The organism is Deinococcus alpinitundrae, assembly GCF_009982895.1.
Classification (GTDB): Bacteria; Deinococcota; Deinococci; order Deinococcales; family Deinococcaceae; genus Deinococcus; species Deinococcus alpinitundrae.
Map to the genome: position 1 here is coordinate 15,755 of NZ_WXZL01000022.1, position 15,611 is coordinate 31,365.

The 15,611-nt window shown below is 61.0% G+C and carries 11 protein-coding genes, 1 pseudogene and 1 riboswitch; of the genes and pseudogenes, 6 read left to right on the plus strand and 6 right to left on the minus strand.

All coding sequences use genetic code 11. The features are described from left to right. Entirely contained in the window at nucleotides 1-780 is a 780-nt protein-coding gene (locus tag GUI70_RS17145) for a FimB/Mfa2 family fimbrial subunit (RefSeq protein WP_161883537.1), read from the minus strand. 63 nt (nucleotides 781-843) lie between these two features. After that, nucleotides 844-1,329, minus strand: coding sequence for a hypothetical protein (locus GUI70_RS17150; RefSeq protein WP_161883538.1), 486 nt, complete (start codon nucleotides 1,327-1,329; stop codon nucleotides 844-846). Between the two features lie 47 nt (nucleotides 1,330-1,376). Further along, nucleotides 1,377-1,459: riboswitch (cyclic di-GMP riboswitch) on the minus strand. A gap of 307 nt (nucleotides 1,460-1,766) precedes the next feature. On the opposite strand from GUI70_RS17150, the gene GUI70_RS17155 reads away from it, so the two are divergent. The 5 genes from GUI70_RS17155 (at nucleotide 1,767) to GUI70_RS17175 (ending at nucleotide 7,411) form a co-directional block, all read left to right on the plus strand. Next, a complete protein-coding gene (locus tag GUI70_RS17155) occupies nucleotides 1,767-2,357 on the plus strand; it encodes a recombinase family protein (protein WP_161883539.1) in 591 nt (196 codons plus the stop codon). Between the two features lie 228 nt (nucleotides 2,358-2,585). Further along, a complete protein-coding gene (locus tag GUI70_RS17160) occupies nucleotides 2,586-5,612 on the plus strand; it encodes a PAS domain S-box protein (RefSeq protein ID WP_161883540.1) in 3,027 nt (1,008 codons plus the stop codon). Next, nucleotides 5,609-5,815 (plus strand): hypothetical protein, encoded by a 207-nt coding sequence (locus tag GUI70_RS17165; protein WP_161883541.1) that lies wholly within the window; start codon nucleotides 5,609-5,611, stop codon nucleotides 5,813-5,815. The genes GUI70_RS17160 and GUI70_RS17165 overlap by 4 nt, the downstream gene beginning before the upstream one ends. A gap of 316 nt (nucleotides 5,816-6,131) precedes the next feature. Further along, nucleotides 6,132-6,686 (plus strand): helix-turn-helix domain-containing protein, encoded by a 555-nt coding sequence (locus tag GUI70_RS17170; RefSeq protein WP_161883542.1) that lies wholly within the window; start codon nucleotides 6,132-6,134, stop codon nucleotides 6,684-6,686. 155 nt (nucleotides 6,687-6,841) lie between these two features. Beyond that, entirely contained in the window at nucleotides 6,842-7,411 is a 570-nt protein-coding gene (locus tag GUI70_RS17175) for a transposase (protein ID WP_368733637.1), read from the plus strand. A 197-nt stretch (nucleotides 7,412-7,608) separates the two neighbouring features. Here the strand turns inward: GUI70_RS17175 and GUI70_RS17180 are convergent, their stop codons facing one another. The 4 genes and pseudogenes from GUI70_RS17180 to GUI70_RS17195 form a co-directional block, all read right to left on the minus strand. Next, complete coding sequence (locus GUI70_RS17180; RefSeq protein WP_161883543.1) at nucleotides 7,609-9,918, minus strand: GAF domain-containing protein; 2,310 nt, start codon at nucleotides 9,916-9,918, stop codon at nucleotides 7,609-7,611. Nucleotides 9,919-10,028: 110 nt separating this feature from the next. Then, complete coding sequence (locus tag GUI70_RS17185; protein ID WP_161883544.1) at nucleotides 10,029-11,612, minus strand: sensor domain-containing diguanylate cyclase; 1,584 nt, start codon at nucleotides 11,610-11,612, stop codon at nucleotides 10,029-10,031. Then, nucleotides 11,609-14,260, minus strand: coding sequence for a PAS domain S-box protein (locus GUI70_RS17190; RefSeq protein WP_161883545.1), 2,652 nt, complete (start codon nucleotides 14,258-14,260; stop codon nucleotides 11,609-11,611). The genes GUI70_RS17185 and GUI70_RS17190 overlap by 4 nt, the downstream gene beginning before the upstream one ends. A gap of 145 nt (nucleotides 14,261-14,405) precedes the next feature. Beyond that, a pseudogene (locus GUI70_RS17195) lies at nucleotides 14,406-15,078 on the minus strand (IS6 family transposase). 141 nt (nucleotides 15,079-15,219) lie between these two features. Here GUI70_RS17195 and GUI70_RS17200 point away from each other — a divergent pair. Beyond that, the gene (locus GUI70_RS17200; protein WP_161883546.1) at nucleotides 15,220-15,444 is read left to right on the plus strand and encodes a hypothetical protein; all 225 of its coding nucleotides are present in this window, start codon (nucleotides 15,220-15,222) and stop codon (nucleotides 15,442-15,444) included. Nucleotides 15,445-15,611 lie beyond the last annotated feature (167 nt).

The following is a 15,611-nucleotide window of genomic DNA, read 5'->3' on the forward strand; positions in this document are numbered from 1 at the left end:
TTACTTCACCTCGACCTGGTAGCGTGCTCCGAAGGCGTGCTCCTGATCCTGGTCATCGGCCACGACCACCAGGGTGTACTTGCCGTTGGGAAGGTCGAGCGCGAAGGTGTCGCGCAGGGAAGTGCCCGGGTACAGGCGACGGTCGCGGCTGGTGCTGGTTGCGGCGAGTTTGCCGCCGGCGTCGTAGGCTTCGAGGGTCACCTTGCGGATGATCCAGCGGTCGCCCTCGCCAAACGTGTCGATGTTGAAGGCCAGTTTGCCCTGCGGGTCGCGCTGAAGCTGCGGGTTGGCGAAGCGCACGACTGGCTCTCCACCCGGCAGATCGGTGACCACCTGCACCATGAAACTGACGCGGTTGCGAACGGTGAGGCCGCTGGCTGTGCTGGCTGTAGTGGGCGGCAGTTCCGGAGTGACGTGAATGGCCCCCCAGTACGTGCCACTGACGTTCATGGGCGCGGTGAGGGTGTAGTTGACGGTCAGCTTGGATTTTGCTGGAAGAGTGACGAGCTGGCTGTCGAGGGCGATCCATTTGGCATTCGAGTGGGGCAGCGTACCGGCGGGGTCATAACTGGTCGCACCATCCGCCGCGAAGCGGTAATCCGTCAGACGGATGGTCGCGCTGGCCGGGGCGTCATCCGGGTTGGACAGCGTGAGCGTCCCCTTATAGACACCGCCGGGCGTCAGCTCCATGTGTTGCGTCAGGGCACCATCGAGGCGCACTTCGGCAAGTGCGACTGTATTGAGGGCGAGTGCCGCAAGAACGAACAGGACTTTTTTCATGGTGGGTACCTTCGTGAAAATGCGCCCAACCCTGAGGGCCGGGCGCACTTCATCGCTTGGAGATTACTCGTCGGCAATGGTGTAGGTGACAGTGATGGGCGCGGCCTCGAAGCCTTTGGTGGCCGTGAAGCTGTAGCTGAGCGCCGCAGGAGCCTGCGTGATGAATGGGGTGATGGCACCAACGAGCTTGACGCTGCTGCCCAGAGCCACAGGACCCTGACTAAGGCCATTGGGATCATCGGTGACAGCGGTTGGGGTAAATTCGACGGTGCCGGTCACGCCATCTGGGAGGGGCGTGCTGCTAACGGTGACTTTACGGAGGTTCGTGCCGTGGTCGGCGTTCGTGCTGTAAGCGAGAGTAGCAGAGGTAGAATCAGTCGCAGCCAAGTGCAGAGCAGTGATTTCGACCCCCGCGCTACCGACCACGGCAATCGTATCTAAGATACCGTTATCGATCTGCACGGTGTGGCCCGAGGTCGGGTTGGCGGCGAAAGCGGTGGTGGCGGCGCTGAGGGCCAGGGCAATAAAAGCAACTTTGATTGAACGCATGATGACCTCTGAGAGTCTGAGACTCGTTGGTAAATCGCCCCGAAGGGCGGACGAAAAGCCGGTCGCACCACTCGCTCCCCCTGTGCCAGGTGCCCGATTACAGCACAGGGTTCATCGCTCTCTTCATCAGAGGCTTTCTCTGGACGAAGTAAGGAAAGTATAAAACCAGTTCATCACAGTATTAGCACTTACAAATTTTGCGATCGGGCCTTCATGTTCAGATTAACATTGTAACAGGCAGTACGCTTCACTCAAGAGGCATGCTTGAGGCTTGGCTCCGGGTACTCCTCCGTTGAGGATATTCCGTGTCTCATCTGTCAACCTGGGGTATACCCTAAGTTGACTGTCAGGGAAGAGGGATTTTCGTATCAGATTAGGGTCCGTTTTGGCTTTTTATGACAGAGCTCGACGAAGGTCTAAGACCCTAGAGTGACAGAGTGAGCGGCAAAACCCTCGGCTACGTCCTCATCTCCTCGGTCGACCAGAACATCGAGCGCCAACTCGAAGGGCTCAAGCTCAACAAGACCTTTACCGACAAGGCCAGTGGCAAAGATGCCAAGCGTCCTCAGCTTGTGGCCCTCCTCGATGACGCCCGTGACGGCGACACCGTTCTCGTTCACAGCATGAACCGACTCGCTCGCAATCTGGATGACCTACGGCACATCGTCCAAACCTTGACGCGAAAGGGCGTGCAGGTGCAGTTCCTCAAGGAAGGGCTGACCTTCTCCGGCGAGGACTCGGCCATGAGCCAGCTCCTCCTCAGCGTGATGGGTGCTTTCGCCGAATTCGAGCGGGCGCTGATCCGCGAACGACAACGCGAAGGGATCGCTCTCGCCAAAAAGAAAGGCGTGTACAAAGGCCGGAGGAAAGTTCTCGATGCGGTGCAGGTACAGAACGTACGGGAACGGGTGCAGGCCGGCGAATCGAAATCAGCCCTGGCGCGGGAACTTGGTATCAGCCGTGAAACCCTCTACCGTTACCTCGCTTCAACAGAAGAAGGCGACCCGAAGGCCGCCTCAATTTCCTAAACACTCAAGAATTCCTCAACCTGAACGCCAGAATCAGCAACCTCCATCATCCAGCGTTCCCGCCAAAATCAGCCGAAGCAACCAGAAGCGAGCGTCCCAGAGGTCAGGGCAGGGGTGGTCTGAGGTTCAGACCACCCCTGCCCTGACCTCTGGCGTGCCCCCAGTGAAGGCAACACAACCGTCTCGAACTAAAGTTCTCAGCTACTGAGCTGGCCAAGGTATATTGCCATGAGCCATCCGTTCACAGGGAGTCATTTCGTGACAGAGATGCCTGGATCTTCAGTCAGCCCACACTTGTTCTTCCGAGCCTTTGAACGGTCGGTCATCGGAACCGTGATCACCGACGCGCTTCAGGATGATTACCCAATCATTTACGTCAACCCAGCATTCGAGCGCCTGACTGGCTACGCTCCTGCTGAGGTCCTCGGACGTAACTGCCGTTTCCTGCAAGGCGAGGACAGTGAGCAATCGGGCCTGCAGGAGATCCGGTTGGCCATTGCCCAAGAGCAGGATGTCACGGTGACCCTCCGAAATTACCGGAAAGACGCCACCCTCTTCCATAACGAGGTCACTCTCAGTCCACTTCACGATGAGACCGGGAGAGTGACGCACTTCATCGGGTATCAAAACGACGTCACCGTCCGCGAGGGAGCCGCACTCCAGGCAGCTCAGGCCTATCGGCAGGGTCTCTCGATCTTCGAACGGATTACCGACGGCTTCGTGTCACTGGACCACAATCTGAACTTCACCTACGTCAGCGATGCGGCGGCCCGGCTTTCCGGAAGGCACCCAGCGGACCTGATCGGCCGCAATCTGCTCACCGTGTTACCGGAGCTGATTGACTCAGAAGTGATTCAGGCGGTGATCAGCGCCAGAGGCGCTGGCACACCCTTGAGCGCCGTCAGCTACGTGTTCGACAAGTGGGTGGACATCACGGCCTACCCGGCAGAGGATGGGATCTCGGTGTTTACCCGAGACATCACCCAACGTCATCAAATCGAAGAGCAGCTCCGGAGCAGCGAAGAGCGCTTCACCAGGATCTTCCAGGCCTGTCCGATCGGGATCATCATTTCCCGAGTCAGGGACCAGCACTATATCGACGCCAATCCTGAGTTCTTCCGCCAGAGCGGCTACACCCGGGAAGAGGTCATCGGACGCACGCCACTTGAGCTGAGCATCTGGGCCGATCCACTGGAGTTTGAGAAAGTCGGGCGTCTCTTTCAGCAGCACGGAGAGGTCCACAATCACGAGGCTCAGTTTCGCCTGAAGTCCGGTCTGGTCGCCGACGCCGTGATCTCGATCGTTCCGGTGGTGCTCGGCGAGCAGGCCTGTGTGGTCACACTTGTCCGCGACATCACTCTGGAGAAGCAGGCCAGGCAACGGCTCGAGTCGAGTGAAGCGCGCTACCGGCAGGTCGCCGCAGAGCTCCAACGCACACTCGACTTGTCACTGGACCTGATCACCTCCATCGACACCATGGGCCACTTTGTCACGATGAGTGCCGCCTGTCGGCAGATCCTTGGCTACGCTCCTGAAGAGCTCATCGGCCGTTCTTCGCTCGACTTTGTGTACCCGGATGACCGAGCCAGAACGTTGCAGGAAGGTCTGAGCATCGTCAGGAACCACCGCGGTACACCGATATTCCAGAACCGCTACCTGCGGAAGGACGGGACCGTGGTGTGGCTGGAATGGGCTGCGGTTGTGCTCCCGGATGAAGCGCTGACATATTGCGTGGCGCGGGATATTACCCAGCGCCGGGCAGCGGAAGAGGATCAGGCGTTTCTGGCCGCCATCGTGCAGACGAGTCAGGACGCCGTTCTCGGGGTAAGGCTCGACGGTGCCATCCGCTCATGGAATGCCGGTGCCGAACGGCTGTATGGCTACAGTACTGTGGAAGCCGTGGGGCAACCGACGACGCTGATCGTTCCGCCAGAGCTTCACGCCGAGGAAGCCGTCCTGCTGGACCGTGCCGGTCAGGGCGAGTGGCCGAGTCCCTTTGAAACGGTCCGTGTGGCCAGGGATGGCCGCCACATCCCGGTGTTCATGTCGGTGTCTCCCATTTTCGATGCGGCTGGTCAGGTCATCGGGGTCTCCAAGATTGCGCAGGATATTTCCGAACGAAAGGCCACTCAGGCAGAGATTCAGGGCCTGAATCGGGAACTTGAGCAGCAACTCCGTCACCTGACTGGCCTGCGGGAAATCGATCAGATGATCACCTCCAGCCAGGACCTGTCCCTCACGCTGGACAGGATCCTGAACCATGTTGAGCAACAACTCGGTGCGGATGCGGTGGCGCTCCTTTTGCTTGACCAACACACCCTGAGTCTCGAGTATGTCGGCACGCGTGGATTTACCAAGCCGCTCCAGGACTCGATCTTGAGACTCGGCACTGGCCCAGCGGGGCAGGTGGCGCTCAACCGTCAACCGCTGAGTCTTCCGGATCTCTCGGCCGCCTCACTTTCACCGACCTGGTGGGCGCACCTCAACCAGGCAGGACTGATGGCCTACTACGGCGCGCCGCTCCTGGCCAAGGGGAAGGTGCTGGGCGTGATCGAGGTGATGCACCGGGAACCGTTCGATCCTTCAAGGGGATGGTTGGAAACGTTCGGGATGCTGACCGGTCAGGCCGCCATCGCCATCGACAATGCCCACCTGTTTCGCGACCTTGAACAGCGCAACCTGGATCTGCGATTGGCCTACGACGAGACGATCGAAGGGTGGGCGCGGGCACTGGACTTACGGGATAAGGAAACCGAGGGCCATTCTCGGCGGGTCACGGATATGACGGTCAAGCTCTGCCGGGCCTTGGCTCTCCCTGCCGCAGCTCTGGTCGAGGTGCGACGGGGAGCACTCCTGCACGACATTGGCAAGATGGGGATTCCGGACACGGTGCTGCTCAAACCCGGGAAGCTCACGGACGACGAGTGGGTGCTGATGAAACGGCACCCGGAGTATGCGGTACGTCTGCTCTCTCCAATCAAGTTTCTGCGCCCCGCCCTGGACATCCCGCAGTACCACCATGAGAAGTGGGATGGCAGCGGCTATCCCCTGGGATTGGCAGGTGAGGCTATCCCCTTGACGGCGAGAGCGTTTGCGGTGGTCGATGTCTACGACGCGTTGACCAGCGATCGGCCGTATCGAAAGGCCTGGAGCAGAGAACGGGCGATCGAGCACATCCAGAGCGGTGCCGGTACCCACTTCGATCCAGCGGTGGTTCGCCTGTTCGTGCAGCTGCTTGAGCAGCGCGCGCCGTGAAACTTCTGCAGTCTCCAGGCAAGCGTGTGCACCAACAGACCAGTGTCAAAGCGCAGCTCCAGGCCGCCTTGCGCCGCGCCGCCGCCGAGGAACGAGCGGCGGTGGCCGAGGAGCGTGCAGCGGACGCAGAGTACCTCGCCAACCTCACGCTTGAGCTTGATGTCACCGGGGATTCGCGCCTCAGACGAAAAGTGTACTATTGACGGACTCCTGAAAGGATCCAATAAGTTGGGCGGAATGCGGAATGTAATTGGCAGTGTTTACCTTGTGGTGAACGCCACTCCCGGCACTTCAGTTCAGCCCTACCTTCCCTTCTGAAAAGAAGCGATGCGCTCACCCCAGCGCCCGACCAGCCTCGGTCTGCTCGGGCCAGCAAATCCTCGGCAAGTCCGTCCGCCGTGCCTCCACGTTTGTGGAGCGCTATGCCTGAGCTGTAACACCACTCATAGGCGGCTTCCGCTGACTCAAGGGCAGCTTCACCTGCTAGTGGGTCACTTGCCACGGGTGTACCTTTTGAGCATGCCCCGCATTCAGAAGAATCCGCTGCGTGCTCTGACTAAGGAGGAACGCGCCACGTTGGAGCGGTTGAGCCGGTCACATCACACCGCTGCGATCATCGTGAGTCGGGCGAAGACGTTACTCGCCGTTTCAACTGGGGTGCCTTATACCGAAGCGGCTCGGCGGTGTGGGCGTCGATCGGGGCAAGGGGTCGCACAGTTGGTCTCCCGCTTCAATCAACATGGAGTGAACGCACTCGAAACACGTCCAGGTGGGCGTCCTCCTGTGGTCTACGGTTCCGCTGAGCGGAACCGCATCTTAGACACCGCGCGTCGTACACCCGATCGAGAACAGGACGGAACCGCGACTTGGTCGCTGTCCACCTTACAGAGGATGCTCCGACGTGAACCTGGGTTCGAACGACTGAGTACTTTTACCATTCTGTCGGTCTTACACGATGCAGGCCTGACGTGGCAGCGGAACCGAACCTGGTGTGAAACGGGCACCGCCAAACGAGTCCGGAAAGCAGGGGTCGTCGTGGTTCGTGATCCCGATGCTGAGGCGAAAAAAAACTGATTCAGCGCGCGTATCTTGAACCTGGTGGCTTGGCGGTGTGGGTTGAGGATGAAGCCGGACCCTATCAGGCCATTGCTCATCCTGGGAGCACCTGGCAACCCCAAGGCCAACCCACGCGCCTGCCACACGAGTATGTCCGCGGAGGAACGGCCAAGTTGTTGATCCTCTTTCACCCGGCCAGCGGTCACGTCCGGGTTCGTGGGGTCACGAGCGGCACGAATGCCGTGCTGCATCCATGGTTGCAGCAGACCCTCTTCGAAGTGTTGGACACTCTGCCGGTGGCAACACCGTTGCCACCGGCAGAAAATCGAGCGATCTGGGAGCACTGGCAGGAAGGACTCAGCGTGAAATGGACGTTGCGGGAGACGTTGCCACCGCTGCGGATGTTGCTGGTGCTGGACAATTTGAGTAGGCACAAGACGCTGAAACTGGTGCATTGGTTGATGGAGCAGGGCATGATGCCGCTCTATACGCCTGTTGCAGGCAGTTGGTTGAATATGGCGGAGTCTATTCAACGCATCCTGGTTCGCCGTGCTTTGGCCGGGCAATGCCCCACAAGTGCGGCACAAATCATCGAGTGGTTGGAAGCCACAGCACGAGGATGGAATACCCACCCAACCTCCTTTGTTTGGGGCGGAAAAAGAAAGGCTCGCCGTCAGCGAGCCTTTGCACGAAGACACCCTTTGGGTGGCTCTGGTGCCCACACCCTTCAAGTGCTTCAGTGAAAAACTACGTCCGTAGCAAGTGACCCACTAGTTCTGTCACAAAAAGCCAAAACCGACCCTAAACTGACACGAAAGGACCACTTCGTTGACAATCATCTTGAGGTATACCCCAACTGGACAGAACTGGGGATCGTACAGGATGCGAAGGAACGGCGCATGGTGTTCTACGGTGAATTGCATAGTTCATAACGCGCGCATCAGGTCATGGTCTTGGGGAGGGTGAAGCCGAAGGTGGCGCCCTGATCGACCTGACCTTGGGCGGTCATCAGGCCGCCGTGGCGGGCAATAATCCGCCGGGCGTTGGCCAGGCTCACGCCAGCACCCTCAAAGTCTTCCTGGCGGTGCAGGTGCTGGAACATCGTGAACAGCTTGTCCTGATAGCGCGGATCGAAGCCAACCCCGTTGTCGCGCACGAACACCGCCCAGTTCTGCCCCTGGTCCTCGGCCCACACCTCGATCAACGTTTCCTTGCGGGGGCGGGTGTACTTCACCGCATTGTCCAGCAGAGCTGCCAGTACCTGGCGCAGTAACCCGGCGTCTCCCATGACGGTCGGCAAGGAGGCAACCTGCCAGCTGAACTGCCTCCCCGGTTCGGCTGCCGCGACTTCTTTCCGGGCCGCGTCCAGCAATCTCTCGAGCTCGACGGGTTCGGCATGAAACGGCTGGCGGGAGGTGCGGGAGAGTTCGAGCATGCCGTCAATCAGCAGACTCAGATGCTGGGCGGCCTCGTCCACGATGCCGAAGTAACGCGTGACCTTCTCACTGAAGGGCTCAGGTACAGCTTGGCGCAGCAAGCTGCCGAAGCTGATGATGTGCCGCACCGGCGTACGCAAGTCATGTGAAACCGAGTAGGTAAACGCCTCAAGTTCCTCGTTCGATGCCTTCAGGGCTTTGGTCTGCGCAGCGAGCACGTCCCGCTGTGCCTTGAGTTGCTGGGCCTGCTCCGCCCGCTCTAGAGCCAGCTCAAGACTGTGAGAGGTTGCCTGAAGCACCGCCCGGTCGGCGGCGCTCCAGGTGTGCTGGTCAAACAGCGCCACATTGAAGACGCCCACCACCGATCCGCTGACGGCCACTGGCAAGGTCGCGATGGTGAGTAATTTGCCAGCCAGAGAGGGATCGAGGTCATCGGTGGGATCGAATGTCTCTCGAAAGAACGGCGTTCCAGTCTGGTAAGGCCGGTCGAGGACCGGGGTCTGGCCGACGGGTCGCCCCTCCTCGACGACCAGCAGCAACTCGGGCGGTGCGACCTCACCGACCTGAAGGGCAAGGTGCCAGGTCGAGCCGTTCAACTGCCAGTAGGTGCTGTAGCCCGGTGGCAGCAGTGAAGCGATCACCTGCAGGGCACGTTCGACCAGAGCCAGTGGCTCACCTGAGATCACCAGATCACGGGTCAATTCGGCGAAACGCTCCAGCGCCTGGGTGCGGCCCTGGAGCTCGATGTTCTGCTCCTTGAGCTGCCGGGCCGTTTCAGTGCGCTCGATGGCCAGTTCCAGGCTGCGGCCCACGGACCGGAAGACGGCTTGCTCCTGGCTCGACCAGCGCGGTGTCCGTTTCAACCCGATCCCGAACATCGCCCGCGGCGCACCGCCTACAAACACCGGGTAGGTGCCGATGGTGTGGTAGACCTCGGCTTGCTCAAGCCCGGCTTCCCGAGAGTCCCAGCCGTCCACGAACACGGGGAGGGCGGTGCGCAGCGGTTCCTGGAAGACGGGTACCGCTCTGGGCACGCCCGCTTGGAGAAGCACCAACGTCTCGAGATCGGCGTTGAGGTCGTCACTGTGGACCTTCAGCTTCCAGCGCTCATCTTCAAGGGCGTAGTAGCCGGTGCTGCACTTGGGGAACAGCACACCCAGGACGTCAACCGCTCGCTGAGCCAGGACCAGGACCTCGGTCTCGGTACCGGCTTCCTCAGTGAACTGGACGAACGCCTCGAGGGCCGCCGTCCGCTCCCGGACCTGCTGCTCGAGGGTGCTCGAAAGCAACGCCCGGCCGAGCGCCACGGCGCACTGATTGGAGAGGATGGTCAGGAAGCGGCGTTCGGCGGGGGGAAAGTCGTGTGGCTCATTGAAGTCCAGCACGATGACGCCGAGGGGTCGGCCCTCAAGGAACATCGGCAGCGCCGCGTTGGCGATGGCGGCCAGGACCCCCGTGCGGCTCTCGAGATCCGGATAGGCGGTCTTTAAGGCACCGGCGTGCTCGAAGTAGAGTGCCACCTGCATCCGGAGGATGTCGGCGATCAGCTGGTTGTCTTCGATCGAGCCTTCCTGCCAGAGGGTGCGGGTGAGGTCTTCGTAACCCTGGCTGCCGGCGATCTTCATCTGCTGATCGTCCTGCTCGACGAGCAGGACGATCCCGGCGACGGCCCCGAGGGCCTGCACAGCGGGGGTCAGGATGATCTCGATGACTTCCCGCTGCGTGGTGGCGGCGGCAAGTGCTCCGGTGATCTCCTGCAGGTCCTCTGCCAGGGAAGGAAAGGGCTCGGAGTCGGCACCGAACAACGAAGTCATGACTCAAGGTAGCGCCTGTGAAATTGGGGGACTGTTGTCGGACTCTTAGGGCCGTGCAGAAACGCTCAGCTCTGGTCGTATCGCCTCAGCAGCGCCCAGACACGCCCGCGCTACTGTCTGAGAGCGGCCTGATGCTCCTGTTTTTGGAGGTACATGCGCTGATCGCTGAGCCGCAGCAGCGTCTCCGGATCGTTTCCGTCCTCTGGGAAAGTGGCGACTCCGGTACTCGCATCCGCATGGTCGAACCCGTTGTTCCTCAGCCACTTCAAGGCCGTCTGGACACGCGCCAGTGCCCCACCTACCGCCGGGCCTGCTGGAGCCGGATGATGCACCAGCACCATGAACTCGTCACCTCCGACCCGGAACAGCGCGTCCTCGCCCCGGAAGGACAGCTGGAGCGCCCTGGCAAAACCGACCAGCAACGCGTCGCCCCGCTGGTGCCCCTCGCGGTCGTTCAAGGCTTTGAGTCCGTCGAGGTCCAGCGAGATCACGCTCAGTCCCGATCCCGTCTCGCGGGCTTGGGTGAGACCCAGCTCCAGGGCCGCTTCAAAGGCGCGGCGGTTGCTGAGCCGAGTGAGCGGATCGGTCAGGGCCGCTTCATGCAGACGCTCCATGGCGTGCTGGCGTTCGTAGGACAACCGGACGCTCTGGGCGGCGGTCAGGATCAGCTCCCGGTCGTTGGTGGACCAGGGCGTGGCGTTCCCGACCCGGGCGATAATCAGCGCCAGACCATGCAAGAGATCGCCCGTCGTGAGCGGAACGAACGCCAGGGCCTGGATGCCCTCGTCGACGAGGGTGCCTATCTGCATCGCGCTGTCCTGATACCGATCAACGAACAGCACCTCGTGCTGCCGAAGGCTTTGCCAGGCCAGAGTTCGGGACCTTGGGAGGCCTTGTTGCACAAGGCCAGCGAGGACGTCCGACACGGCTGCACTTTTGAACAGCAGCCGGTGGCTCATGAACTCTCCGTCTACTTGGGCGAGGACGGCGAGGTCAAGCCGGGCTGGACCGGCCATGATCCCGGCGGCCTGCTGGGCCGTGTCGTACAGACCTAGCGGCGTCTCGGTGAGCCGGGCGACCTGTGCCAGTGCCTGCGAGAACTTCACCGCCTGGTCCAGTTCCAGAACGTGCTGGGCCCGCCGGACAGCGTGCCCCAGGGTCATGGCTGTGGCTTCCAGCAACGTCCGCTCCCTGGCGGTCCAGGGCCTGGGTGTCCCAAAGCGGAACGCGGTCAGGATCCCCATCTCTCCATCCAGCTGACCGAACGGCAGGTGGGCCACGGCGCTCAAGCCCGCCTGCAGCATGATCGGTGACGTCGTCGGGCTGCTCGGATAGTCGTCGACGAACAGCGCTTCGCCGGACTCGATGCGCTCCCAGAGGACACCGCCCTCAGCACGGTGAAAGCGCTGGTGACGGAACACCTCGAACTGGGGCGGTCCCTGGCCGTGGAGGACCACCACCTGAACGCTCTGGAAGGCCGTGCCGAAGCTGATACAGATCTGGTCGGCACGGCTGAGCTGTTGAAGGCGTCCGGCGACTCGCTCACTGATCAGGCGGGGATCTTCAGTGACGTCAAGCTCGCGGCTCAGGGTGAGCAGGTACTCCGCATCATCCGCGCGGCCCAAGGCCGCCCGGAGCTGTGCCCTGACCCCGGTCTGCTTCTGAACCGTGCGGCCCGCAGACCGCAGCTTCACAGTGCGCCCTGCTCAAGCATCTGAACGAAGCTCTGCACCACCACCGGATCGAAGTGGGTGCCCGCACTGTTCTGGATGTGCTCCAGTGCCCGCTCCCTGCTCCAGGCCTTCCGGTAGGGTCGGTCGCTGGTCAGCGCGTCGTAGACGTCGACCACCGCGAACGCTCTGGCGACCAGGGGGATGGCCTCGCCCGAGAGACCGAGCGGGTAGCCGCTGCCATCCCACTTCTCGTGATGGTGGTGCGGGATGTCCAGCGCCGGGCGCAGGAACTTGATCGGGGAGAGCAGGTCCACTGCATAGCTGGGGTGCCTTCTCATCTGCGCCCACTCCTCGTCGGTGAGTGGCCCCGGTTTGAGCAGCACCGCATCGGGCATCCCCATCTTGCCGATGTCGTGCAGCAGTGCGCCTCGGCGCACATTCACCAGCTGCTCCAATGGGATCGCCAACTGCCGACACAGCGCTACCGCCATCCCGGTGACCCGTCTGGAGTGCCCTTCGGTCTCCTTATCCCGCAGGTCTAGTGCCTGCGCCCAGCCCTCGATGGTCTCGTCGTAGGCTAGCCGCAGCTCCAGGTTCTTGTGCTTCAGTTCCGCGAAGAGCTGAGCATTGTCGACCGCGATGGCTGCCTGAGCGGTCAGCATCTCGAAGGTCTCCAGCCACGCTGCCGATTGATGGAACGGTTCCCGGTGCAGCACCTCAATCACACCCAGGACCTCGCCCTTGATCACCAGCGGCGCGCCGTAGTAGGCCATCAGCCGCTCCCTGTTCAGCACTTCACGCCAGGCCGCTGGGACGTTAGGATCTTTCACGTCCGACACGCTGAGCGGGTGACGGTTCAGCGCGACCTGACCAGCCAGTCCTGCACCAAGCTTCACGGTAGTGCCCTGCAGAACAGTGGCGCCGAACCCGCGGGTGCCGGCGTACTTGAGGCTCAGGCTGTGTGGGTCGAGGAGCAGCAACGTGACCGCGTCAGCTCCGAGCTGCTGCGCGACGTTGTCCAGGATCATGCCCAGGGTCACCGAGAGGTCCTGGCTCGAAGCGATGGCCTGATCGATCTTTCGCAGCCCGGTGACGTGGCGCAGTTGCGCCTCAAGGTGCTGGTTGAGGGTGCGAACCTGGCGTTCGGCCGCCTGCAGCGCGGTGATGTCATAGGTGATCCTGGCCACGCCGATCACCTTACCGGCCGCGTCCAGCACCGCCGAGACGGTGAGGATCACCGGAACCCGGCAGCCATCTTTAGCGACGCGGACTGACTCAAAGGCTTCGATCCGCTCGCCTCGCACGACCCTGTTGAAGGCCTCGACACTCTCGGCATGTCGTTCAGGTGGGATGATCAGGGTGATGGGCTGCCCGACAGCTTCAGCCGCCGTGTAGCCGTACAGCCGTTCGGCCCCGCCGTTCCACGAGCGGATGGTGTCGGTCAGGTCCACGCCGACAATGGCGTTATAGCTGGCCTCAACGATGGCCGCCAGGAACGCCTGATCTTCTTCGGCCGCTTTGCGCTGGGTCACGTCGCGCGCGACACAGTACATCAACGGGTCGTCAGACAGACTCACGGCCGCCCACTCCAACCACACCACGCTCCCGTTCTTGTGGAGGTAGCGGTTCTGGAAGCTGGTCGTGGCTTGCCCTGCGGTGATGCTGGCATCTTCCTGAGTGGTGATGGCTCGGTCATCCGGATGGACGAAGTCGAGGTACGTGCGGCCGATCAGCTCTTCAGGGGTGTAGCCGAGGATCTGCTGGCAGGCCGCGCTCATCGTGACGAATCGCCCCTCGGCGTCGATCGAGTTGATCAGGTCGAGGGATAAGTCAAGCGTGCGTTGCAGCTCGGTGGCGGTCTGGCGGTGGCGCGCCTCGCTTTCCGCCAGGACCCGCTGTGACTGCTTCTCCGAGGTGATGTCACGAGCGAGGGTCACCACGCACACCTCTGCACCGATCGTCACCGGGACGACCGAGACGACCATGTCAGCCACCACTCCAGACTTCAGGCGGAAGTGCACCTCGCGGTTGAGAAACTTTCCCTGCTCCTGAAGCGTTCGCTCAGCGTCTTCCCGTTCCAATGGATCGGTCCAGAAGCCCAGATCAAGCGCGGTGCGCCCGATCACCTCCTCACGGCGGTAGCCGCTCTGCAGCAGAAACTCGGGGTTGACGTCGAGGTACTGGCCACTCCGGAGGTGGGAGACGACGATGGCGATTGGGGAAGCCTCAAAAACCCTGGAGAAGCGCTCCTCGCTCGCCCGCTGCTCTGCCTGGGCTTCCTCGCGGGCAGTGACGTCGTTCTGGAAGCCCAGGTAGTGCGTCAGGGTGCCGGACGCGTCGTGGACGGGACTGAGGGTCAGCTCGTTGTAGAACAGCGTGCCGTCCTTGCGGTAGTTGCGCAGAGTGACGGTCGTACTGCGCTCCTGGGCCATCGCTTGCCGGATCTTCTGTAAACCAGGTTGGTCGCGGTCCTGGCCATGCATGAAGCGGGAGTTGCGCCCCAGGACCTCATCAGCCGCGTAGCCATTGAGTGCTTCGAAGGCCGGGTTGACGTAGACGATCGGGTGATCGTGCTGACGGGAGTCAGTGATAATGACCCCGACCGTACACGCGGCGAGGGCCTGACTCAGGAGCTCGGGGTCTGGTACAGGCGTGAGCCTGGGGGTCATGGCAGCCTCCTCGATGGCCTCTCCAGCGTAGTGCAGGGTAAGTCACTTGTAACTCTCGTGAGGGTTGTGTTGCCTTAACTTGCCCCACGGCAAATGGAAGGCAGGGGTGGACTGAGCTTCAGTCCACCCCTGCCGCGACGGTTGCCTACGTCTGGAACGCTCGTTTCTGATGGCTTCTTCTCACAGCGGCGTAAACACTGGTGCGGGAATAATGGTGGAGATTGGTCATCTGAGTGTGCAAACTCAGGAATTCTTGAGCGCGTTTTCGTCGTCTGAATCCCTGCTGACTTCACTCTTGTTGCCGTGTGGATCGATGTTCCTGCTCAATCAGATTGTTACAGCGGGTCTTGGAGATCACGTGATGGTGATCGACCTCAGCGAGGCTCGGGATCTCCCGGATGGCCGACCCGTCGCTGCGCAGTTGATCGGTGTGAATGACCTCTGGGACGTCATATTCACCGAGTAGCCTCGTCAGGAAGGTCTTTGCAGCTTCGGTGTTGCGATGCTGCTGAAGGAGAATATCGAGCACGAACCCGTACTCATCCACAGCCCTCCAGAGCCAGTGTCGAACCCCATCCACCGTCGTACACACCTCGTCCAGATGCCACCGGGAACCCCGGCGGGGTTCCCGGTGGCGCAAGTCTTCCGCGAACAGAGGTCCGAATTTGATGCACCATTCGCGGAGGGTCTCGTGGCTGACCTCAACGCCGCGCTGGTGCAGCAATTCCTGGACGTCTCTGTAACTGAGGGGAAGCCCAGACAGCGTACTGGATGATCGTCATCGAAAAACGGTGGCGGTAGGGTTTCGGGTCAGTCACGGCGGGTCAGCCTATCCCAATCCATTTAAGGCAACACAATCTCTTCATTGCATCTCATGGCGCGATTTTCACAGCCTGCAACTACCTGCAACGCGACATAACCTGCCACCCTCAGAACATGCTCTAATGAATTACCATGAAATGGAAAAACTGTTCAAGATTTTGTTATTTTTAAGCATTCCTACATTTATTATATCAAGTTTGGTAGCACTTTTTTCTTGCAGCTCGTATTGGCAAGGTTCCGCAGATATGGCTAATGAAATTGCTTGTAACGTGAGTTTGGCTGGAGTAGGGATTTCGGTCATTATCTTTCTTGTTTCATTGATGGCTGTGATAGACAATCTATTTACTAAAGGCCCTCCGTGACTACTCAGGGCGAAAATCGGCTTTGTGCTGAGTAGTCATCCTGAAAAATCCTGAAGTTGAGATGCTGCCAGATTCTGACGGCCCGCTGCTAACAGATGCTAAGCCCACAGCTCGGCACGCTGGCAGGTTGTGGTAAGCAGTCACCACCCGGCCCCAAATACCCCCAA

Excerpts from the sequence above, each read along its gene's own strand:
- GUI70_RS17145 (WP_161883537.1), bottom strand. The coding sequence starts at position 780 with ATGAAAAAAGTCCTGTTCGTTCTTGCGGCACTCGCCCTCAATACAGTC.
- GUI70_RS17160 (WP_161883540.1), top strand. The coding sequence starts at position 2,586 with ATGAGCCATCCGTTCACAGGGAGTCATTTCGTGACAGAGATGCCTGGA.
- GUI70_RS17180 (WP_161883543.1), bottom strand. The coding sequence starts at position 9,918 with ATGACTTCGTTGTTCGGTGCCGACTCCGAGCCCTTTCCTTCCCTGGCA.
- GUI70_RS17200 (WP_161883546.1), top strand. The coding sequence starts at position 15,220 with ATGGAAAAACTGTTCAAGATTTTGTTATTTTTAAGCATTCCTACATTT.
- GUI70_RS17170 (WP_161883542.1), top strand. The coding sequence starts at position 6,132 with ATGCCCCGCATTCAGAAGAATCCGCTGCGTGCTCTGACTAAGGAGGAA.
- GUI70_RS17150 (WP_161883538.1), bottom strand. The coding sequence starts at position 1,329 with ATGCGTTCAATCAAAGTTGCTTTTATTGCCCTGGCCCTCAGCGCCGCC.
- GUI70_RS17190 (WP_161883545.1), bottom strand. The coding sequence starts at position 14,260 with ATGACCCCCAGGCTCACGCCTGTACCAGACCCCGAGCTCCTGAGTCAG.